Raw genomic sequence first — 22,495 nt, 5'->3', positions numbered from 1 at the left:
GAAACGCGCAAATGTACGAGGCGATCCTATTCCTGCCGTTGATCGGCGCGCTGTTTGCCGGGTTCTTCGGACGCCTGGTGGGCTATCGCGCCTGCGAGGTGGTCACCATCACCCTGATGATGGTGACGGCTGCGCTCTCCTGGCTGGCGTTCTATTACGTGGCGGTCCAAGGCCAGGACGTCCGCATCGAGCTCTTCGAGTGGATCCAGTCCGGCGATCTCTCCGCGGCCTGGGCCATCCGTGTCGACACGCTCACTGCCGTGATGCTCGTGGTGGTCAACACCGTGTCCGCCCTCGTGCACCTCTATTCCGTGGGCTACATGGACCACGACCCCCACAAGGAGCGGTTCTTCGCCTATCTCTCGCTGTTCACCTTCGCCATGCTGGCGCTGGTGACGTCCGACAACCTGCTCCAGCTCTTCTTCGGCTGGGAAGGCGTGGGTCTGGCCTCATACCTGCTGATCGGCTTCTGGTACGAGAAGCCGTCCGCTTGCGCCGCTGCCATCAAGGCCTTCGTCGTGAACCGCGTCGGCGATTTCGGTTTCGCGCTCGGGATCTTCGCCACCTTCACCGTCTTCGGCACGATCCAGTACGACCCGATCTTCGCCTCCGCCCCGGACCAGGTCGGCACGACATTCGATTTTCTCGGGATGCAGATCGATACGCTGACCCTGATCTGCCTGCTGCTCTTCATGGGCGCCATGGGCAAGTCGGCCCAGTTCCTGCTCCACACCTGGCTGCCCGACGCTATGGAAGGCCCGACACCGGTCTCGGCCCTCATCCATGCGGCGACCATGGTGACTGCAGGCGTGTTCATGGTGGCGCGACTCTCGCCGCTCTTCGAGCTTTCGCCCTTCGCACTCGATTTCGTCACCTTCATCGGCGCGACCACCGCCTTCTTCGCCGCGACGATCGCCCTCGTGCAGCCCGACATCAAACGAGTCATCGCCTATTCGACCTGCTCCCAGCTCGGCTACATGTTCACCGCGCTAGGCCTGGGAAATTTCGACCAGGGCGTCTTCCACCTGTTCACCCATGCCTTCTTTAAGGCCCTCCTGTTCCTCTGCGCCGGCGCGGTCATCCACGCCATGCATGACGAGCAGGACATGCGCCGCATGGGCGGCTTGCGGAAGAAGATGCCGTTCGTCTGGGCGACCATGCTGATCGGCAGTCTTGCGCTCACCGGCTTCCCGTTCACCTCCGGCTACGTCTCCAAGGACGCCATCATCGAAGGCGCCTGGGCCGGTCACGGCGCCATCGCCATGTATGGCTGGGTGATGACATTGGGGGCGGCCGCACTCACCTCGTTCTACACCTGGCGGCTGATGTTCATGACGTTCGAGGGCCGCAGCCGCGCGAAGGCCGATGTCTACGATCATGCCCATGACGCGCCGTGGGTGATGGCCGTGCCCCTCGGCATCCTCGCCATCGGCTCGCTCTGGGCCGGCGCCTTCTTCATGCACGACTTCATCGGCTACGACGCCACCGCCTTCTGGCGCGGCTCCATTGTCACCCACCAGGCGGAGCATCACGAGGTGTCCTGGCTGATCTTCCTCCTGCCGACCATCATGATGCTCGGCGGTCTAGCCCTGGCTTGGTACTTCTACATGGTGAAGCCGCTCATCCCGTTCGGCCTGTCCAAGCGGTTCCGGAGCGCCTACCAGTTCCTGCTCAACGCCTGGTATTTCGATGCGCTGTATGACCGGATCTTCGTCCGGCCGGCGAAATGGCTCGCCCGCACCCTGTGGCAGGTCGGCGACCGCAAGATCATCGACGGGCTGGGGCCGGACGGCATCTCCGCCCGCGTCGTCGACATCACAAACCGCGTGGTCCGTATCCAGACCGGATACATCTACCACTACGCCTTCATCATGCTGATCGGGGTGGCGCTTCTCATCACATACTTCATGTTCACCGGGGGAGGGCTGCAGCGATGAGCTATAGCTGGCCCATTCTCTCCACGGTCACGTTCCTCCCCGTTCTCGGCGCCCTGCTGATTGGGCTGCTTCGCTCCGACGACGAGAGCGCCGCCCGCAACGCGCGGTGGATTGCGCTCTGGACGACCCTGATCACCTTCGCCATCTCGCTGCTGATCTGGCGGGACTTCGATCCCACCACGGCGGACTTTCAGTTCGTCGAGCACAGGGAATGGATCGGGCCGATCAACTTCCACATGGGCGTGGACGGCATCTCCATGCTGTTCATCATCCTCACCACCTTCCTGATGCCCCTCTGCATCCTGGCGAGCTGGCTGTCGGTGAAGACCCGTGTGAAGGAGTACATGATCGCCTTCCTGGTGCTGGAGACGCTGATGATCGGCGTGTTCGGCGCGTTGGATCTGGTGCTGTTCTACGTCTCTTCGAAGGCGGCCTGATCCCGATGTTCCTGATCATCGGCATCTGGGGCGGTCCGCGCCGCGTCTATGCGAGCTTCAAGTTCTTCCTCTACACGCTCGCCGGCTCGCTGCTCATGCTGCTCGCCATCATGGCGATGTATTGGGAAGCCGGGACCATGGATATCCCGACCCTGCTGCAGCACGACTTCCCGCCCTCCATGCAGGCCTGGCTTTGGTTCGCATTCCTGGCGTCCTTTGCGGTCAAGATGCCCATGTGGCCGGTCCATACCTGGCTGCCCGACGCACATGTGGAGGCGCCGACCGCAGGCTCCGTCATTCTCGCCGGTATCCTCTTGAAGATGGGCGGTTACGGCTTCCTGCGCTTCTCGCTGCCCATGTTCCCGCTGGCATCGGCCGAGTTCGCACCGCTGATCTTCGTGCTCTCGGTGATCGCGATCATCTACACGTCCCTCGTTGCGCTCGCCCAGCAGGACATGAAGAAGCTGATCGCCTATTCGTCCGTCGCCCATATGGGCTTCGTGACCATGGGCATCTTCACGGTCACCATGCAGGGGCTGCAGGGCGGCATCTTCCAGATGATCTCCCACGGTATCGTCTCCGCCGCGCTCTTCCTCTGCGTCGGCGTCGTCTACGACCGGATGCACACCCGCGAGATCGCAGCCTATGGCGGCCTCGTCGCCCGCATGCCCATCTACGCCTTCTGCTTCATGGTCTTCACCATGGCCAATGTCGGCTTGCCGGGCACCTCGGGCTTCGTGGGCGAATTCCTGACCCTGCTGGGCTCCTTTCAGGTGAACACCTGGGTCGCGGTCTTTGCCACCACGGGCATCATCTTCTCGGCCTGCTACGCGCTGTTCCTCTATCGCGCGGTGGTGTTCGGCAAGCTCGAGAAGCCCAACCTGAAGCTCATCGAGGATATGAGCTGGCGGGAGATCGGCATCATGACGCCGCTGATCATCCTGACCATCCTGTTCGGCTTCTACCCGGCGCCGATCATGGATGTGACCAGCGTCTCCGTGACCGAGCTCATGAACCAGTATCAGAACGCGGTCGCCGCAGCGGGCGACATCCGCTTCGCCTTCGCCCCGTAAGGAGTCGTCCTTGTCCGCCGCCGATTTCACCGTTCTTCTGCCCGAGCTGATCCTGCCCATCGGCGCCATGGCGCTGCTGATGCTGGGCGTCGCGCGGAAGGAGGATTCCGCCTCCCTCGCGGTGGGGCTCGCGATTCTCGTTCTCGCCCTGGCGGCCGCGGCGGTCCTTATGGGCGAGGGGACCGAGACCTTGTTCAAGGGCGCGATCGTCGTCGATCCCTTCGCCAGGGTGATGAAGATGCTCACCCTGATTGGCGCGGGCGTCACGCTCTACATGTCCGTCGATTATTGGCGCTCGGCCGACGAGCTGAAATACGAGTTCCCCGTGCTGGTGCTCCTCTCGGTCACCGGCATGATGCTGATGATATCGGCCAACGACCTGATCACCCTCTATGTGGGGCTGGAGCTCCAGAGCCTCGCGCTGTACGTGCTCGCGGCCTTCCGCCGGGATTCCGTGCGCTCCAGCGAGGCCGGCCTGAAATACTTCGTCCTCGGCGCGCTTTCCTCCGGCATGCTGCTCTACGGCGCCTCGCTGATCTACGGTTTCTCCGGCAGCACCCTGTTTCCGGCGATCGCCGCGAGCATCGGCGACGCCAATCCCAATCTCGGTGTGATCTTCGGCCTCGTCTTCCTGATGGCCGGCTTCGCCTTCAAGATCTCCGCCGTGCCGTTCCATATGTGGACGCCGGACGTCTACGAAGGCGCGCCGACCCCCGTCACCGCATTCTTCGCCGCGGCCCCGAAGATGGCCGCTTTCGCACTTCTGGTCCGCACGCTCTTCGCCGCCTTCCCGGATGCCATCCCCGAATGGCAGCAGATCGTCGCCTTCCTCGCCATCGCCTCCATGGCGCTGGGCTCTTTCGCGGCCATTGGCCAGACCAACATCAAGCGGCTGATGGCCTATAGCTCCATCGGCCATATGGGCTACGCGCTGGTGGGGCTTGCCGCCGGCACGGAGGAGGGCGTCGCGAGCGTCATCATCTATCTCGCGATCTATCTGGTCATGACCCTCGGCAGCTTCGCCTTCATCATGGCGCTCCGCCGCGACGGAAAATATGTCGAGGACATCTACCAGTTGGCCGGGCTGTCCCAGACCAATCCCATGATGGCCTTCATGTTCGGCAGCCTGCTCTGGTCGCTCGCCGGCATCCCGTTCCTCGCGGGCTTCTTCGCCAAATTCTACGTGTTCCTGGCCGCCATCAACGCGGAGCTCTATGCGCTCGCCGTGATCGGCGTGCTGCTGAGCGTGGTGGGCGCTTTCTACTACCTGCGCATCATCAAGATCATGTATTTCGACGAGCCCCTTGAGCCCTTCGCAGCGGTGCCGCGGCCCCTGGCCGGCGTGCTCACCGCGAGCGGTCTCCTGATCCTGCTCTTCTTCCTCTATCCGTCGCCGCTGATTGCCGTCGCCAATGCCGGCGCCAGCGCGCTCTTCTGATGGCCGTCGTTTCCACGACCCTTCCCAAGCTTCCGCAAGGTTACCGTCTGCTTCGTCTCGACTCGACGGACTCTACCAATGCCGAAGCGCTCCGCCGTGCGAGCGCCGGCGAGGACGGGCCGCTCTGGATCTGGTCCGCGCGCCAGTCCAGGGGCAGGGGGCGCTCCGGGCGCGACTGGCAATCACAGACCGGCAATCTCTTTGCGAGCCTGTTGATCAGTCCGAGCTGCCCGCTGGCGACCGCCGTTCAGCTCGGCCTTGTCGCAGGGCTCGCCGCCCATCAGGCCGCCGCCACGGTCATTCGGGAAGCAGGGAAGGCCGAGCTGCTGCCGAAGCTCACCCTGAAATGGCCGAACGACGTGTTCCTCGGTTCCGCCAAGCTTGCGGGCATCCTCGTGGAGAATGCGGCCACCCCGGACGAGAACCGCTCGACCGTGGTGATCGGCACGGGCATCAATCTCGCCCATCATCCGGAGACCCTGCCCAAGCCCGCCACGAGCCTCGCCGCACATGACATGGAGGTTCAGCCGGCCGAGATGCTCCGTGCCTTAAGTGAGACAACCGACCGCTGGCTCAAGAAATGGTCCGACGGCGCAGGCTTTCAGGAGGTCCGGTCCGCCTGGATGGACCGGGCCAACGCGATCGGCGATCCGATCTCCGTGCAACTGCCCAACGAACGCCTGGAAGGCCGCTTCCAGGGCCTCGATGCGACCGGCGCCCTTCGCCTGGAGCTTCAGGACCATAAGGAACGGCGCATTACAGCGGGTGACGTCTTCTTTCCAAGCGCGTAAGACCCGGGTAAAAGCTGTCGCGCGCCCGTCATGAGTATCGTGACCGGCCGTCTGCAACCGAACGTTTGCGCAATCGAAAGTCTGAATGTCCCGCCGCAACTCTGATCCCAAAAACGATTTCGTCTTCGGCGCCCTCGGGGGCATCGGCGAGATCGGCATGAACCTCTATCTCTACGGCTTCGGTCCGCCGCGCGACCGCGAGTGGCTGATCGTCGATATCGGTATCACCTTTCCGACCGATGCCGAGCCCGGCGTCGACGTGATCCTGCCCGATATCCGCTTCCTGGAGGAGGAGCGCCACAACATCGCGGGCATCCTCCTCACCCATGCCCACGAGGATCACTACGGCGCGATTCCGGATCTCTGGGAAAAGATCGGCGCGCCGGTCTACGCCACGCCATTCACCGCGGCGATGCTGAAATCGAAGCTGAAGGAGACATCCTTCGCCGACGAGGTTCCGATCCACATCGTGCCCCTTGGAGGCCATCGGAAGATCGGGCCTTTCGACATCGAGCTGGTCTCCATGTCCCACTCGATTCCCGAACCCAACGCCGTCTTCATCAAGACGCCCCTGGGCAATGTCCTCCATACCGGTGACTGGAAGCTGGACGAACAGCCCCTGACCTCGCCGCCCACGGACCGGGACCGGTTGCGCGAGATCGGAGAAGCGGGCGTCGACACCCTCATCTGCGATTCCACCAACGCCATCCGCGAAGGCATCTCGCCGTCGGAAGCCGACGTCGCCAAGACCCTCGCCGCCATGATCCGCGAAGCGCCGCGCCGGGTGGCCGTGACCACTTTCGCCTCCAATGTCGCGCGCATCCTCTCCGTCGCACGCGCCGCCCGCCAGGCCGGCCGCGAGCTCGTCGTCGTGGGCCGCGCCATGTACCGGGTCATCGAAGCGGCCCAGGAGACCGGCTATCTGGATGACGATTTCCGCTTCGTGTCGGAGACGGAGTTCGACAGCCTCCCGCCCAAGAAGGTGGTTGCGCTCTGTACAGGCAGCCAGGGCGAGCCGCGCGCCGCCATGGCGCGAATCGCCCAGGACAGCCATCCGAATGTCAGCCTGGATGCCGGCGACCAGGTGATCTTCTCCTCCCGCACCATTCCGGGCAACGAACGCGCCGTGGCCCGCGTCCAGAACGGTCTCTCAGACAAGGCCATCGAGATCATCACCGACCAGGACGGCTTGGTTCACGTCTCCGGCCATCCGCGCCGCGGCGAGCTGGAACAGCTCTATTCCTGGCTTAAGCCGAAGCGGGCGATACCCGTGCACGGCGAAGGGCTTCATCTCGAGGCCCATGCAGAATTCGCCGAAGAGCTGGGCGTGGAGCAGGTCCTGCGCATCCGGAACGGCGATCTCGTACGCCTGGCGCCCGAGCCCGCCAAGATCATCGACGAGCTTCCGACGGGGCGCCTCTACCGCGACGGGCGCATCATCCTGTCCGAAGGCGAAGGCCATGTCCGCGAGCGCCGCAAGCTCAGTTTCGTCGGCACCATTTCCCTCTCGGTCGTTCTGTCCGACCGGGGCGAGATTCTCACCGATCCCATGGTCGCCATTCTCGGCGTGCCCGTCGCCGATGCGGACGGCGAACCCATGGAAGACATCGCTATCGATGCGGCCATCGGTGCCTTGGAGAGTATCCCGCGTCCACGGCGCAAGGACCGCGCCATGGTGGCCGAGGCGCTATCCCGCGCCGTCCGCGCCGCGGTGAATCAGGCAGTCGGCAAAAAGCCGATCTGCTCGGTGATGGTCCAGGTGGTTTAGGCCCGCGACTCTTTCAGAAGTCATCCCCGGCCTTGTGCCGGGGATCCATAACCCCGGTCTCGGTTCTTTCAACGGGCGTCGGTGTTCATGGATTGCCGGGACAAGCCCTGCAATGACACTCCTATAGGCTGAGACCTCGCCGCCACTGGCGAAACGCCGCCCGAGCCATTACAAGAGGCGGCAAAGCACGGACGAGAGTTAAGAGGAGCGAACGCCCATGATCGGAAAGCTGAACCACGTCGCCATTGCAGTGCCCGACCTGAAAGCAGCGGCCGACATCTATCGCAACACACTGGGCGCCAAGGTTTCGGCGGAGGAGCAGCAGCCCGAGCACGGGGTCACCACCGTCTTCATCGAGCTGCCCAACACCAAGATCGAGCTGCTGGGCGCGCTGGGCGAGAATTCGCCGATCGACAAGTTCCTCGAGCGCAATCCGGGCGGCGGCATCCATCACCTCTGCTATGAGGTCGATGACATCACCACCGCCAAGGACAAGCTGGTCGCAGACGGGATCCGCGTCCTGGGAGACGGTGAACCGAAGATCGGCGCCCACGGCAAGCCGGTTCTCTTCCTGCACCCGAAGGACTTCTCTGGGACTTTGGTCGAGCTGGAACAGGCCTAAGAGGCCCCCCCGATGGACTTCCTCTACGGCTTTGCCGTCTACTTCGTGATCTGGTGGATCGTGCTCTTCGCGATCCTCCCCTTCGGCGTCCACCCGCAAGGCGAGAGCGAAGAGGAGACCGTACCGGGCTCGGCGGAAAGCGCCCCCACGAAAACCCATTTCGGTGCGAAGCTGATCGCGACCACCCTGGTGGCAGGCGTGATCTTTGCCGCCGTCTATTTCCTCATCTTCCAGGGGGTCGTGACCCTCGACAATATTCCGTTCCTGCCCCGATACGAGAGCATGTACTAGGGGCGCCCCCACGCGGCGGCCGCAATTTCGCCACGTTCTGGAACGTGCCCAGCACCGCTGGCTTCGGGCAAAAAAAAAGAGCAAGGCCGGCGCGCCTCGCTCTCTAGATTTTTTATAGCTCTTACGTTCCGTCTCAATTGGCCAGCCGGATCTTGACGTCCGGCGAACCGCGGCAGAACGGCTGCGCATATTGAAAAATATATAGATTTGGCGCGGCTAGAGCGTTTCCTCCCAAGACTTGGACCTGAGACTTGGACTGGTCCAATCTCTCAACGAGCGACAAAGTCGAGATTGTTTTTTGGTCCCGTCCTCAGCGCGTTGTGGGCGCACACTAACTCAGCCGCGCCATATTGTCACCACACATTGTGACCTCTCGACGCATGTTTCAGGGGACCGTTTCGAATTCGCCCTGTAACGGGCAGCGCCATTGCGCCGTTTCGCCAAAGTGAGCTATTAGCGCGGCACAGGCAGCCGGGCTTCGCCGTACGAATCGACAGCAAGACCCGGCGATCCGCCCGACCGTTTCATCCCGCTGGTACCGACAGGGCCCTCATGCGCCTCAGCCAATATTTCCTTCCGATTCTGCGCGACGATCCCAAGGAAGCAGAGATCGTCTCACACCGCCTGATGCTGCGGGCCGGCATGATCCGCCAGTCCAGCGCCGGCATCTATTCGTGGCTGCCGTTGGGCTACAAGGTGCTGAACAAGATCGAGCGGATCGTCATCGAGGAGCAGGACCGCGCAGGTGCCCTGCAGCTTCTCATGCCGACCATCCAGCCCGCCGAGCTCTGGCGGGAGAGCGGCCGCTACGATGCCTACGGCAAGGAGATGCTGCGCATCACCGACCGGCACGAGCGCGACATGCTCTACGGGCCGACCAATGAGGAGATGATCACCGAGATCTTCCGGGCAGGGGTGAAGTCCTACAAGGACCTCCCGAGGAACCTCTATCATATCCAGTGGAAGTTCCGGGATGAGGTCCGACCCCGCTTCGGCGTCATGCGCGGCCGCGAGTTCCTGATGAAGGATGCCTATTCCTTCGATCTGACGAAGGAGGACTCGGTCCGTTCCTATCACAAGATGTTCGCTTCCTACTTGCGGACCTTCGCGCGGATGGGCTTGCGCGCCGTCCCCATGCGGGCCGAGACGGGCCCCATCGGCGGCGATCTTTCCCACGAGTTCATCATCCTGGCCGAGACGGGCGAATCCGCCGTCTATTGCCACAGGGATCTTGTAGAGATGGCGCCACCGCCGGAGGACATCGATTACGGGAGCGATCTCACCCCCTATGTCGATGCCCGCACCGCGCTCTACGCCGCCACCGAAGACGTGCACGAGCCGGAGCGCTTCGAGAAGGAAGTGCCTAAGGACAAGCAGCTCTCCGCCCGCGGCATCGAGGTCGGGCAGGTCTTCTATTTCGGCACCAAATACTCCGAGCCCATGAACGCGAAGGTGCAGGGCCCCGAGGGCGAGTTGATTCCGGTCGAAATGGGATCCTACGGTATCGGCGTCTCCCGCTTGGTCGGCGCCATCATCGAAGCGTCCCACGACGATGCGGGCATCATTTGGCCGCAAAGCGTGGCTCCCTTCGATGCCGGTCTGATCAACCTCAAGGCCGGCGATGCGGCGACCGACGAAGCGTGCGAGAAGCTCTACCGGTCTCTGCAGGCGGCGGGGCTCGACATTCTCTACGACGACCGCGACGATCGGGCCGGCGCCAAGTTCACCACCATGGATCTGATCGGGCTTCCCTGGCAGATCGTGGTCGGGCCGAAAGGGCTCGCCTCCGGCGAGGTGGAGCTGAAGCACAGGGCGACAGGCGAGAAGATCGCCATTTCGCCCGACGACGTGACCGAACGCCTTCGCGAAAACGTCGAGGCGGCCATACGGGGTGACGCATGAGCGACGCGAGCAAGACTGCAAGGTAAGCGGAACGGGCCAGTCCTTCGCGCCCTTCGAGTGGCTCGTTGCTGTCCGTTACTTGCGCCCCCGCCGGAAGGAGGGCTTCATCTCGGTCATCGCCGGCTTCTCCTTCCTCGGCATCCTGCTGGGCGTGGCCACCCTCATCATCGTCATGGCGGTCATGAACGGCTTCCGGCAGGAGCTGTTCGATAAGATGCTCGGCCTCAACGGCCATGTGGTCGTGCACCCCCTCGATGACGATTTCACCGACTACAAGGACGTGGCGAGCCGCATCACCGGCATCGGCGGCGTGCAGCACGCGATTCCGCTGATCGAAGGCCAGGTGATGATCACCACCCCGGCCACCCAGACCGGCGCGCTGGTCCGCGGCGTCACCGAGAAGGACCTGAAGGAGCTGGGCGCCGTCGCCCAGAACGTCCGCTTCGGCACCCTGGAAGGCTTCGACGAAGGGGAGGGGCTCGCCCTAGGCTCCCGGCTCGCCAACAATCTCAACGTGAAGGTCGGCGACGAGGTGAGCCTGCTCTCCCCACGGGGCGCCTCCACCGCGCTTGGCACCGCGCCCCGGGTGAAACGCTACCCCGTGAAGGCGATCTTCGAGCTCGGCATGTCGGAATACGATTCTTCGATCTTGTTCATGCCGCTGGCCGAGGCGCAGCGTTACTTCAACAAGCCCGGCAGCGTGACCGTGCTCGAAGTCGTGCTCGATTCTCCCGACGAGGTCGGCGAGCTCGGACCCAAGATCCTCGATGCGGGCGGACCGACCATCTATATCAGCGACTGGCGCCAGCGGAACGCCACCTTCTTCAATGCGCTGGAGGTGGAACGAAACGTGATGTTCTTGATTCTGACGCTGATCGTTCTTGTGGCCGCCCTCAACATCATCTCCGGCATGATCATGCTCGTGAAGGACAAGACCGGCGACATCGCCATCCTGCGCACCATGGGTGCGAGCCGCGGCGCGGTGATGCGCATTTTCTTCATCACCGGCGCCAGCATCGGCGTGGTGGGCACGCTGGCCGGGCTGGCCCTGGGCGTGCTGGTCTGCGTGAATATCGAGAGCATCCGCGAGTTCATCGCCTGGGCGACCAATACGGAGCTCTTCTCGCCGGAGCTCTACTACCTCTCCCAGATGCCCGCCGAGATGGACACCGGCGAGACCGTCTCTGTCGTCGTCATGGCGCTCGCGCTTTCCGTGCTCGCCACCCTCTACCCCTCCTGGAAGGCCTCCCGGCTCGACCCCGTGGAAGCCCTGAGATACGGCTAGGCGTAAATTCGTGGACACCGCATCCAAGACCGAACCGGCGCTTCGCCTCGAGGCGCTGACCCATGAGTTCAAGCAGGGCCCCCGCGAGCTGAAGGTGCTCGACGGCGCCTCCGCCGAGATATTCCCTGGCGAGACCGTGGCGCTGCTCGGCCCCTCCGGCGCCGGAAAGTCGACCCTGCTGCATATCGCCGGCCTCCTGGAGCAGCCCTCCAGCGGCAAGGTGATGATCGGCGGCATCGATTGCGGCGCCCTGGACGACAAGGGGCGGACCCGCATGCGCCGCCAGGAGATCGGCTTCGTCTACCAGTTCCATCATCTGCTGCCGGAATTCTCGGCCACCGAGAACGTCGTGCTGCCCCAGATGATCCTGGGGAGAGACCGCCCGACGGCCGAGGCCCGCGCTGCTGAGCTGCTGGCCGCCTTCGGGCTGACCGAACGCGCCGACCATCGCCCGTCCCAGCTTTCCGGCGGCGAGCAGCAGCGCGTCGCCATCGCCCGTGGCGTTGCGAACAACCCCGCACTGCTCCTGGCCGACGAACCGACCGGCAATCTCGACCCTCACACGGGCGAGAAGGTCTTCGCCGAGTTGCTGGACCTGGTCCGCAACTCCGCCGTGGGCGCTCTCATCGCCACCCATAATCTGGAGCTGGCGAGCCGGATGGACCGGGTAATCCGTCTGTCGGAGGGTAAGCTGGTCGAAGAGACCATCGTCGTCGGAGAAATTTCCACCGAATAGAGCCGCCAATCTGCGCGACGCGCATTCTCACTTGACGACGAGAACAAAATAAGAACATGCTTTAACCGTGAATTATGGGGACGGAGCAGGGCCGCGACGCCGCGAGCCTTCCACCGGCGCCCAGAATCGCGGAGGTGTAGGAGGGTCACTCCCGAGCCGGAATCAGTATGCCAGAGACCGAAACATCAGAGCCGAAAGCGCCGGACCAGAAGCGGATCTTCATCCATCTGCGCACCCATTCGGCCTATTCGCTTCTGGAAGGCGCGCTGAAGATCAACCAACTCGCGAATTTCGCGAAAGACGATCGCATGCCGGCCTTGGCGCTGACCGACAGCAACAATCTGTTCGGCGCGCTGGAATTCTCCACCGTCATGAGCGGGGCGGGGGTGCAGCCCATCATCGGCTGCAGCCTCTCCGTGAGCCTCGACCCTCCCAAGCCCGTCACGCCGGGCGCGGAGCCCGATCCGATCCGGCCCGACGGGCGCCTCGCACTCCTTGCCAAAAGCGAGCTCGGCTACCGAAACCTGATGCGGCTCTCCAGCGAGGCCTATATCGCAGGCGCCGAAACCGGTACCCTCGTGGTCACCCGAGACCAGCTCGCCGAGCATTCCGAAGATTTGATCGCGTTGACCGGCGGTCCGGACGGCCCCATCGACAGCGCCTTCGCCCGGGCCCATGCCGATACGGCCCGCGCGCGTCTCGCCTTCCTGCATGGGATCTTCGGCGACCGGCTCTATGTGGAACTGCAGCGTCACGGGCTACCCCACGAACGCGCCGTCGAGCCCCATCTGCTCCAGGCCGCCTACGACCTGCGCCTGCCGATCGTCGCGACAAACGAACCGTATTTCGCCGAGACCGAGGATTATGAGGCCCACGACGCGCTGCTCTGCATCGCCGAAGGCAGCTATATCTCCGTGGACGAGCGGCGCCGCCTGAGCCCTCAGCATTACTTCAAGTCCCAGGCTGAAATGGTGGCGCTGTTCGCCGATCTGCCCGAGGCAATCGACAACACCGCCGAGATCGCCAAGCGCTGCGCCTATTGCCCGACGAAGCAGGCGCCCATGCTGCCGAGCTTCGTCTCCGGCGAGACCTCTCCGGAAGAGCGCGCCGAAGCCGAGGCCGCCAAACTGCGCGAGGTCGCCGAAGCGGGCCTCCAGAAGCGGCTCGAGGCCCAGGGCCTCGCGCCGGGTCAGACGGAGGCGGATTACAAGGAGCGCCTCGACTTCGAGCTCGATGTCATCATCCGCATGCGCTACCCGGGCTACTTTCTGATCGTTGCGGACTTCATCCAGTGGGCGAAAGCGCAGAAGATTCCCGTGGGGCCGGGCCGCGGCTCCGGCGCCGGCTCCCTCGTCGCCTGGGCGCTCACCATCACCGATCTCGATCCGATCCGCTTCGGCCTGATCTTCGAACGCTTCCTCAACCCCGACCGTGTGTCGATGCCCGACTTCGACATCGATTTCTGTCAGGACCGGCGCGACGAGGTGATCACCTACGTCCAGAACCATTACGGCGCCGACCGGGTCGCCCAGATCATCACCTTCGGTAAGCTCCAGGCCCGCGCTGTGCTGCGCGATGTCGGCCGCGTCCTCCAAATGCCCTACGGCCAGGTCGACAAGCTCTGCAAGCTGGTCCCCAACAACCCCGCCAATCCGGTGACCCTGGCCCAGGCCATCGAGGGCGAGCCGCGTTTGCAGGAGGCCCGCGACGACGAGGAGATCGTCGCCAAGCTTTTGGATATCGGCCAGCGCCTGGAAGGGCTCTACCGCCACGCCTCGACCCATGCGGCGGGCGTCGTGATTGCCGACCGGCCCCTGATCGATCTGGTGCCCCTCTACCGCGATCCGCGCGCGCCTCTGCCGGCGACCCAGTTCAACATGAAATGGGTGGAGGATGCCGGGCTGGTGAAGTTCGACTTCCTCGGCCTGAAGACCCTCACGGTCATCGAGCAGACGGCGAACTTCATCCGCGCCAAAGGCGACGAGATCGATCTGGTCCGCCTGCCGCTCGACAATCAGCCGACCTTCGACATGCTGGCCAAGGGCGAGACCGTCGGCGTGTTCCAGGTGGAAAGCCAGGGCATGCGCCGGGCGCTGGTCGACATGGTGCCGGACCGCTTCGAGGATCTGATCGCCCTGGTCGCGCTCTATCGGCCGGGCCCCATGGCCAATATCCCGCTCTACTGCGCGCGCAAGCTCGGCGTGGAGAAGATCGAATACATCCATAAGGATCTGGAGCCGATCCTCGCGCCGACCTACGGCGTCATCACCTATCAGGAGCAGGTACAGCAGATCGCCCGCGATATGGCGGGCTTTACCCTGGCGGAAGCCGATCTCCTGCGCCGTGCCATGGGCAAGAAGATCCGGTCCGAGATGGCCAAGCAGGGCGAGCGCTTCATGAAGGGCGCTGCCGAGCGGGGCTACGACAAGAAGACCGCCCAGGCGGTCTTCGATGCCTGCGCCAAGTTCGCCGAATACGGTTTCAACAAATCCCACTCCGCGCCATATGCGCTGCTCACCTACCAGACCGCCTATCTGAAGGCGAACTACACGGTCGAGTTCATCGCCGCCTCCATGACCCTCGACATGGGCAACGCCGACAAGCTCTCCGGCTTCGTCCGCGAGGCGGAGCGGCTCGGCATCGAGGTGCTTCCGCCTTCCGTAAACCATTCCGAGGTGGCCTTCCTGCCGCGCGAGGACGCCATCCGCTATTCCCTGGCCGCCCTTCGCAATGTCGGCCGTCAGGCGGTCGAGCACATCGTCGAGGAGCGCGAGGCGAGGGGACCCTTCAAGGACATCTCCGATTTCGCCCGCCGCATCAGCCCCCGCTACGTCAACAAGCGGGCGCTGGAAAATCTCTGCTACGCCGGGGCATTGGACTGTCTCGGCGTCGAGCGTGCGGTGGCCTACGCCAATATCGATCGCATCATGCCGCCGGGCTCCAGAGCCTGGAAGCCGCCGCAGGCGGCCAGAACGATCTCTTCGTCCTCGGCGCCGAAGGGCCGCCGCCGATTCCCATGCGCCCCGCCAAACCCTGGCTGCCGACCGAGCGCCTCTCCTACGAGTTCGACGCCGTCGGCGTGTTCCTCTCCGGACATCCCCTCGACGATTACGAGGACGTGCTGACCCGCCTCCGCGCCGAAAGCTGGTCCCAGCTTGCCGCAAAGGCGCGCCAGGGCAAGGTCGTCGGCCGGGTCGCCGCAACGATCCTCGCCAAGCGCGAGCGTAAGAGCCAGCGCGGCAACGCCTTCGCCTTCGTCGCCGCCTCCGACCGCTCCGGCCAGTTCGAAGCGGTGATCTTCTCCGAAGCCCTCTCCGCCGGGCGTCCGCTATTGGAAACCGGCAATGTGGTACTGCTCGATCTGGAGGCGGAGCTCGATGGCGAGGGCGGCGACAGCGTCAAGGCGCGCATCAACAACGTGTCGTCCCTGGAAGAAGCCGCCGCGAAGCTGCCCCAAGGGCTGAAAGTGGTGGTCGATGGCGCCGGAGGCTTGAGCGCGCTGGCCGAGGAGCTGTCCCAGGCCCAGAACGGGACCGGCAAGCGCAGCACACTGCGCATAGTGGTCCGCCTCGACGATCTCGACCGGGAGGTTGAGTTCGAGCTGGGGCAGGGCATCAACGCGACCCCGCGCCGGAAGAGCGCCCTCGCCATCATCGACGGGGTCAGCGAGGTCGAAGCCCTCTGAGGCTTCCTTCGTTGCAAGGCCGGCGTTGCAAGGCCGCTAAAATCTGCGGCTTCCCGGCGCTTGCCAATTCGCCGCGTCCTCCCTATAACCCGCCTCATCTCACACGCGGGGATGCGTTGCGGTTCCACGACAATCGGTTCCGCTCTCGCTCCGGTGAGCGCTCCGGCTCTTGAAAGGCTCGGGCGTTTCATAACCCCGCGGAGGAAGAAACCGGAAAAAGGAGACGCAGGCCCATGGCACTGCCCGACGTGACGATGCGTCAGCTGTTGGAAGCTGGCGTGCATTTCGGCCACCAGACCCACCGCTGGAACCCGAAAATGGCCCCCTATATCTACGGGGAGCGCAACAACATCCACATCATGGATCTGACCCAGACCGTGCCGCTGCTGCACCAGGCCCTGGTCCAGATCTCCGATACGGTCGCCAAGGGCGGCCGCGTGCTGTTCGTCGGCACCAAGCGTCAGGCCTCCGAGGCCATCGCCGAAGCCGCTCGCTCTTGCGCGCAGTACTACATCAACCACCGTTGGCTGGGCGGCACGCTCACCAACTGGCGGACCATTTCCCATTCCATCAAGCGGCTGAAATCCTTGGAAGAGCTGTTCGCGGGCGACACCCACGGCCTCACCAAGAAAGAGCTGCTGCAGCTCACCCGCGAGAAGGACAAGCTCGAGCGGTCCCTGGGCGGCATCAAGGATATGGGCGCGCCGCCGGATCTCATGGTCGTCATCGACACCAACAAAGAGAGCATCGCCATCGCCGAGGCCCACAAGCTTAATATGCCTGTCGTGGCGATCGTGGATAGCAATTGCGATCCCGACGGCATCAACTTCCCGGTCCCGGGCAATGACGACGCCGGCCGCGCGATCACGCTGTATTGCGACCTGATCGCCCGCGCCGCGCTAGACGGCATCGAGCGCGCCCAGGGCAACATCGGCGTCGATATCGGCGAAGCCGAGGAGCCCGTGGCCGAGACCGCCCTTGCGGACGAGGCCGAGGAAGCCGCCCCGGAATCGAAAGAGGACGAGACGCCGGCTGCCGAGGCGGCGGGCGAGACCAAAACCGACGACGCGAAGGCCGAAGAGCCGGCCAAGTAGGTTTTCGAACCGAGAGAGAGGGTTCGGATCGACAATGGCTCCGAACCCTCATGCGTCACAGTCGAACTTTTCCATTAGAGGATCGAATGGCGACCATTACCGCAAGCATGGTGAAGGAACTGCGCGAGAAGACCGGCGCAGGCATGATGGACTGCAAGACCGCCCTGAACGAGACGGACGGCGACATGGAGGCGGCCTCCGATTGGCTGCGCACGAAGGGTCTGGCACAGGCTGCCAAGAAGGCTGGCCGCACCGCGGCCGAGGGCCTCATCGGCGTGTCCTGGAAGGATAACGCCGCGGCCCTCGTGGAGGTGAACTCCGAGACGGACTTCGTCGCCCGCAACGAGATCTTCCAGGAGATGGTCCAGAAGATCGCCGAGGCCGCCCTCGGCGCCAAAGGCGATCTCGCGAGCCTCGAGAAGGCCTCCTATCCCGGTGGCAGCGCGAGCGTGGAAGAGACCGTCAAGGAGACCGTCGGCTCCATCGGCGAGAACATGCAGCTCCGCCGCACCGCCTATCTGACCGTCAATGACGGTGTCGTGGCCCACTACATCCATAACGCCATGGGCACTGGTCTCGGCAAGATGGGCGTGATCGTGGCCCTCGAATCCACCGGCGACAAGGAAGCGCTGGGTGAGTTCGGCCGTCAGGTCGCCATGCATGTCGCGGCCTCCAATCCCCAGGCCGTCACGACCGACGAGCTGGACAAGGACCTCGTGGACCGCGAGCGCGCCGTCCTGGTCGAGCAGGCCAAGGAATCCGGCAAGCCCGACAACGTCATCGAGAAGATGGTCGAGGGGCGCCTTCGCAAGTTCTACGAAGAGGTCGTCCTCCTCTCCCAGACCTATGTCATCGACTCCGAGCTCACGGTCGAAAAGGCCGTCGAGCAGGCTGCGAAGACCGTGGGCGCGCCCATCAAGATCACCGGCTTCTATCGTTATGCTCTCGGCGAGGGCATCGAGCAGTCGGACGAGGAATAATTGCGGCGCGGGCGCCGCGCCCTTAGAAACGTGGCGTAACGTTTTCGATTCTCGCCGGTGACGGCCCATTCGGGTGCGTCCCCGGCGAGAGAGTCTTGCGCGGCCGGAGTCTGCCCCATGGCCTCACATCAGCCGCCGCTGGCCTATCAGCGGATACTTCTCAAGCTTTCCGGCGAGGCTCTGATGGGACCCGGCGCCGGCGGCATCGACGTCGCGACCCTCAACCGCATCGCCTCCGATATAGCCGAAGCCGTCGAGCTTGGTGCCGAGGTCTGCCTAGTCGTCGGCGGCGGCAATATCTATCGCGGCCTCGCCGGAGCTGCCCAGGGCATGGACCGGGTGAGCGGCGACTTCATGGGCATGCTGGCCACCGTGCTGAACGGGCTGGCGCTCGGCAGCGCTCTGGAGGACAAGGGCTGCTCGGCCCGGGTGATGTCCGCCATCCCCATGCCGACCGTCTGCGAACCCTTCATTCGCCCCGTGGCGCTCCAGCATCTCGAAAAGGGCCGCATCGTCGTGCTCGCAGGCGGCACCGGCAATCCATTCTTCACCACCGATACCGCGGCAGCCCTCCGTGCTGCGGAGATGAACTGCAACGCCCTCTTCAAGGCGACCCAGGTGGACGGCGTCTATACCGCCGATCCCAAGCTGGTGCCCGACGCCGAGCGATACGACGCCCTGAGCTTCCATGAAGTGCTCGAGAAGGATCTGCGCATCATGGACGGCCCGGCCATCGCCCTTGCTCGCGATAACAAGATTCCGATAGTTGTGTTCTCCTTGAAGGAGAAGGGCGGCCTAGCCGGCGTTCTGCAGGGGCGTGGCGCCTTCACGACAATCGGCGGCGAGTTGACTGACTAGGGCCAGGCCGGCGGCCGTTTCCGGTTTCCGCCTGTGGGCATTTGCCCGGACGTGTAAAGCAAGACCAAAAGGACAGCCGGCTCAGGAACCGGCGACCAGGGAGAGTATGATGGCGGATTTTGACCTCGGTGAAATCGAACGGCGCATGCGCGGCGCGCTGACGTCGGTCAAGCAGGATTTCGCCGGTCTCCGGACCGGACGGGCCAGCGCCGGCATGCTCGACCCGATCCAGGTAAATGCCTATGGCGCCAATATGCCCATCAATCAGGTCGCCTCGGTGAACGTCCCCGAGCCGCGCATGATTTCCCTCCAGGTCTGGGACAAGGGTCTCGTCTCGGCCGTTGAGAAGGCGATCCGAGAGTCCGATCTCGGCCTCAATCCCGTCGTCGAAGGCCAGGTCATGCGCCTTCCCATCCCGGAGCTCAACGAAGAGCGCCGCCAGGACCTTGCCAAAGTGGCCCACAAATATGCCGAGCAGGCCCGCATCGCGGTCCGCAATGTGCGCCGCGACGGCATGGAAGGCTTGAAGAAGATGGAAAAAGATGGGGAGATGAGCAAGGACGAGCACCACGATTTCGCCACCGAAGTGCAGGACCTCACCGATACGGTCATCAAGGAGATCGACGAGGCTCTTGCGGCGAAAGAAGCCGAGATCATGCAGGTCTAGCAGCGCGGATCTCCATCAAACCGAAGACCTCGGCCTCGATTGAGCACCATTGGGAGCAGGACATGACATTCGCCATGGAAGAGCCCGGCCTCCCATCCGCTGAGGATACCGGACCGGGCCACGTGGCCATCATCATGGACGGCAACGGCCGATGGGCCCAGGAGCGGGGGCTTCCGCGCACCGAGGGCCATCGCCGGGGCGTCGACGCTGTCCGGCGCACGGTTCAGGCCGCCATGGAGCTGGGGCTGACCCATCTCACCCTGTTCAGCTTCTCGTCAGAGAATTGGTCCCGCCCGAAGGCGGAAATCCGCGATCTCTTCGGTCTGATGCGCATGTTCGTCCGGCGCGATCTGGCCGATCTCCACAAGCACGGCGTACGGATCAACGTGATCGGCTCCCGCGAGGGACTGGAGAACGACGTCCTCAAGATGATTGACGACGCCGTCGCCCTGACCAAGGACAATGACGGCCTCGTCCTGACCATCGCCTTCAACTACGGCGCCCGGGACGAGATCGCCCGTGCCGCCCGCAAGATCGCCGAGCAGGTGGAGCAGGGCGCCCTGTCGGCCGAGGACGTAACCCAGGAAACGGTCGCGGCCAATCTCGACACCGCTGATCTGCCGGATCCCAATCTCCTGATCCGCACCAGCGGAGAGCTGCGTCTCAGCAATTTCCTCCTCTGGCAATTGGCCTACGCCGAGTTCGTCTTCGTCGACACGTACTGGCCAGATTTCAATCGGGACACTCTCGAAGGCGCCATCGCGGAATATCAGCAGCGCAGCCGGCGCTTCGGCGGCGTGACAGCGAGATCGACCGCGTGAGCGAACCCAACCACGCCTCCGCCGAGAGTGCCGAGACCCCGAAAGGCCCTTCGGAGTTCGTCACCCGCCTTATCTCCGCGCTTTTCATGGCCGTTTTCGCTATCGCGGCTGTCATTGCGGGGTCCTGGGCGTTCGCCTTGCTGGTGATCGTGGCGGGCCTCATCGTCAACTGGGAGTGGGCCCGCATGGTCCGCGGCAGCGGCTACGATGGTCTCGCCCTCATGCACGGGGCGGCCCTTCTGGTCCTCGTCGTCCTGACGGAGACCGCGCGCTATATCGAGGCCGGCGCGGTGCTTGCCGTGGCTATCGCCGCAACGATCCTTATGGGCTATCGCGACAAGCTCCGATGGTCGCTTGCGGGTGTTCTATACATCCTGCTCCCGGCCATGGCGCTCATCTGGCTGCGCTCCGATCCGGAATATGGCGTCTGGGCGTTGCTCTTCGTCATGGCTGTAGCCTGGACGGCCGATAGCGCCGCCTATGTCGGAGGCCGGCTCATCGGCGGACCGAAGCTGGCACCCCGCATCTCGCCCAAGAAGACCTGGGCCGGCTTCGCCTCCGGCGTGTTGTGCTCCGGCCTCGTCGGGTTTGCGGCAGGCGCGTTCGTTCCGGCCGGCAACGCGCTCGCCCTGTGCGCCGTCGCCATCATCCTGGCCGTGGCGGGCAGCCTGGGCGACCTGCTGGAAAGCGGCGTGAAGCGCCACTTCAATGCCAAGGACACGAGCAGTCTGATTCCGGGCCATGGCGGTTTGCTGGACCGCATCGACGGGCTGCTGATCGCCAGCCTTGCCGCCGCCCTCATCGCCTTCCGCGATATCGCGGCGCCCGGACAGGGCTTGTTGCAATGGTAGTCAAGCCGACCGAACAGCCGAGCGCCCCATGACACTGCCTCTCGACAGCTCCGCCTATCGGACGACGCCTGCGCGGGAGCGGCCGCCGCGGCGCGTCACGGTGCTCGGCGCCACGGGCTCTATCGGCGAGAACACCCTCGATCTCATCGGGCGCGATCCGGCACGCTATCGAATCGTCGCGCTCACCGGCGGCGAAAACGTCGAACGCTTGGCGGAGCTCGCCATCCACCACAAGGCGGAGCTTGCGGTGATCGCCGATGAGACGCGCTACGAAGCGTTGCGCGAGCGCCTTGAAGGCACGGGTATCGAGGCCGCTGCCGGCCGCCGAGCCGTTATCGAAGCGGCAAGCCGGCCGGCCGATTGGACCATGGCGGCCATCGTGGGGGTCGCGGGGCTCGAACCGACTCACGCCGCCCTCAAGCAGGGCGCGACCGTCGCCGTGGCCAACAAGGAATGTCTGGTCTGCGCCGGTCCCGTCTTCATGGCTGAGGTGCGCCGTCACGGCGCCACGCTGCTGCCGGTCGATTCGGAGCATTCCGCCGCCATGCAGATCCTCAGCCAAAGCCCGGATGTCGAGATCGACAAGCTTTGTCTCACCGCCTCCGGCGGGCCGTTCCGCTGCTCTACCCGGCAGGAGATGGCCTCCGTCACGCCGGAACAGGCTTTGAAGCATCCGAACTGGTCCATGGGCCGGAAGATCACCCTCGATTCGGCGACCCTGATGAACAAGGCGCTGGAAATGCTCGAAGCCCAGCACCTGTTCGATCTGCCGCCGGATCGAATCGATGCGGTCATCCATCCCCAGTCGATCGTCCATTGCCTCGTCTACTACCGCGATGGCTCCGTGCTGGCCCATATGAGCCCGCCCGATATGCGCACACCCATCGCCTACACCTTGGCGTGGCCGGAACGCATGCAGGTGCCCATGCCGCCGCTCGATCTGCCCAAGCTCGCGACCCTGACGTTCGAGGCGCCCGACGAGGACCGATTCCCGGCGCTTCGCCTCGCGCGCCATGCACTGCAGACCGGCGGCAGCGCCGGCGCCGTGCTCAACGCCGCCAACGAGGTGGCGGCGGAAGCGTTTTTTGCCGGCGCCATCGGATTCATCGCTATAACGGAGATCGTGGAACGGGTGCTCAGCGAATCGCCGGAGCTCGTGGACCGCGCGCCGGGGCGCATCGAAGAGGTCATCGCCATCGACGAAGAGGCGAGGCGCCGCACGCGAGAATACTTGCCCGCCTTCGCCTGAGTGGCCATAT

The 22,495-nt window shown here is 64.3% G+C and carries 16 protein-coding genes and 2 pseudogenes; all 18 read left to right on the top strand.

Features of this window, described 5'->3' with window-relative positions; translation table 11 throughout:
• Positions 1-11: 11 nt before the first annotated feature.
• The 18 genes and pseudogenes from nuoL (at position 12) to dxr (ending at position 22,485) form a co-directional block, all read left to right on the top strand.
• The gene (gene nuoL, locus A7A08_RS01595; protein ID WP_069093799.1) at positions 12-1,937 is read left to right on the top strand and encodes an NADH-quinone oxidoreductase subunit L; all 1,926 of its coding nucleotides are present in this window, start codon (positions 12-14) and stop codon (positions 1,935-1,937) included.
• Positions 1,934-3,447 (top strand): annotated as a pseudogene (locus tag A7A08_RS01590) (NADH-quinone oxidoreductase subunit M). The gene nuoL and the pseudogene A7A08_RS01590 overlap by 4 nt, the downstream one beginning before the upstream one ends.
• 10 nt (positions 3,448-3,457) lie before the next feature.
• Positions 3,458-4,885 (top strand): NADH-quinone oxidoreductase subunit NuoN, encoded by a 1,428-nt coding sequence (gene nuoN, locus A7A08_RS01585; protein ID WP_069093798.1) that lies wholly within the window; start codon positions 3,458-3,460, stop codon positions 4,883-4,885.
• The gene (locus A7A08_RS01580) at positions 4,885-5,676 is read left to right on the top strand and encodes a biotin--[acetyl-CoA-carboxylase] ligase (RefSeq protein ID WP_069093797.1); all 792 of its coding nucleotides are present in this window, start codon (positions 4,885-4,887) and stop codon (positions 5,674-5,676) included. Before nuoN ends, A7A08_RS01580 begins: the two co-directional genes overlap by 1 nt.
• A gap of 85 nt (positions 5,677-5,761) precedes the next feature.
• Positions 5,762-7,444, top strand: coding sequence for a ribonuclease J (locus tag A7A08_RS01575; RefSeq protein WP_069093796.1), 1,683 nt, complete (start codon positions 5,762-5,764; stop codon positions 7,442-7,444).
• 217 nt (positions 7,445-7,661) lie between these two features.
• Entirely contained in the window at positions 7,662-8,066 is a 405-nt protein-coding gene (gene mce / locus A7A08_RS01570; RefSeq protein ID WP_069093795.1) for a methylmalonyl-CoA epimerase, read from the top strand.
• Positions 8,067-8,078: 12 nt separating this feature from the next.
• On the top strand, positions 8,079-8,357 hold the full coding sequence (locus A7A08_RS01565; protein WP_069093794.1) for a DUF1467 family protein: 279 nt from the start codon (positions 8,079-8,081) through the stop codon (positions 8,355-8,357).
• 552 nt (positions 8,358-8,909) lie between these two features.
• Positions 8,910-10,259 (top strand): proline--tRNA ligase, encoded by a 1,350-nt coding sequence (gene proS / locus A7A08_RS01560; protein WP_069093793.1) that lies wholly within the window; start codon positions 8,910-8,912, stop codon positions 10,257-10,259.
• Positions 10,249-11,544 (top strand): lipoprotein-releasing ABC transporter permease subunit, encoded by a 1,296-nt coding sequence (locus A7A08_RS01555; RefSeq protein WP_069093792.1) that lies wholly within the window; start codon positions 10,249-10,251, stop codon positions 11,542-11,544. Before proS ends, A7A08_RS01555 begins: the two co-directional genes overlap by 11 nt.
• A gap of 10 nt (positions 11,545-11,554) precedes the next feature.
• Positions 11,555-12,280: an ABC transporter ATP-binding protein gene (locus tag A7A08_RS01550; protein ID WP_069093791.1), complete on the top strand. Its 726-nt coding sequence runs from the start codon at positions 11,555-11,557 to the stop codon at positions 12,278-12,280.
• 167 nt (positions 12,281-12,447) lie between these two features.
• Positions 12,448-15,965 (top strand): annotated as a pseudogene (dnaE, locus tag A7A08_RS01545) (DNA polymerase III subunit alpha).
• A 233-nt stretch (positions 15,966-16,198) separates the two neighbouring features.
• Entirely contained in the window at positions 16,199-17,059 is an 861-nt protein-coding gene (gene rpsB, locus A7A08_RS01540; RefSeq protein ID WP_069093790.1) for a 30S ribosomal protein S2, read from the top strand.
• An 86-nt stretch (positions 17,060-17,145) separates the two neighbouring features.
• Positions 17,146-18,039: a translation elongation factor Ts gene (tsf, locus tag A7A08_RS01535; protein WP_069093789.1), complete on the top strand. Its 894-nt coding sequence runs from the start codon at positions 17,146-17,148 to the stop codon at positions 18,037-18,039.
• 117 nt (positions 18,040-18,156) lie between these two features.
• On the top strand, positions 18,157-18,897 hold the full coding sequence (gene pyrH / locus A7A08_RS01530; RefSeq protein WP_069093788.1) for a UMP kinase: 741 nt from the start codon (positions 18,157-18,159) through the stop codon (positions 18,895-18,897).
• Positions 18,898-19,006: 109 nt separating this feature from the next.
• Positions 19,007-19,564: a ribosome recycling factor gene (gene frr / locus A7A08_RS01525; RefSeq protein WP_069094259.1), complete on the top strand. Its 558-nt coding sequence runs from the start codon at positions 19,007-19,009 to the stop codon at positions 19,562-19,564.
• A gap of 62 nt (positions 19,565-19,626) precedes the next feature.
• The gene (locus A7A08_RS01520) at positions 19,627-20,385 is read left to right on the top strand and encodes an isoprenyl transferase (RefSeq protein WP_245290775.1); all 759 of its coding nucleotides are present in this window, start codon (positions 19,627-19,629) and stop codon (positions 20,383-20,385) included.
• On the top strand, positions 20,382-21,236 hold the full coding sequence (locus tag A7A08_RS01515; RefSeq protein WP_083226350.1) for a phosphatidate cytidylyltransferase: 855 nt from the start codon (positions 20,382-20,384) through the stop codon (positions 21,234-21,236). Before A7A08_RS01520 ends, A7A08_RS01515 begins: the two co-directional genes overlap by 4 nt.
• 28 nt (positions 21,237-21,264) lie before the next feature.
• Positions 21,265-22,485: a 1-deoxy-D-xylulose-5-phosphate reductoisomerase gene (gene dxr / locus A7A08_RS01510; RefSeq protein WP_069093787.1), complete on the top strand. Its 1,221-nt coding sequence runs from the start codon at positions 21,265-21,267 to the stop codon at positions 22,483-22,485.
• Positions 22,486-22,495: the final 10 nt, after the last annotated feature.

Source organism: Methyloligella halotolerans, from assembly GCF_001708935.1.
GTDB lineage: Bacteria > Pseudomonadota > Alphaproteobacteria > Rhizobiales > Methyloligellaceae > Methyloligella > Methyloligella halotolerans.
Note: the sequence above shows the minus strand (reverse complement) of the source record. Positions and strands in the feature narration are given on the sequence as shown.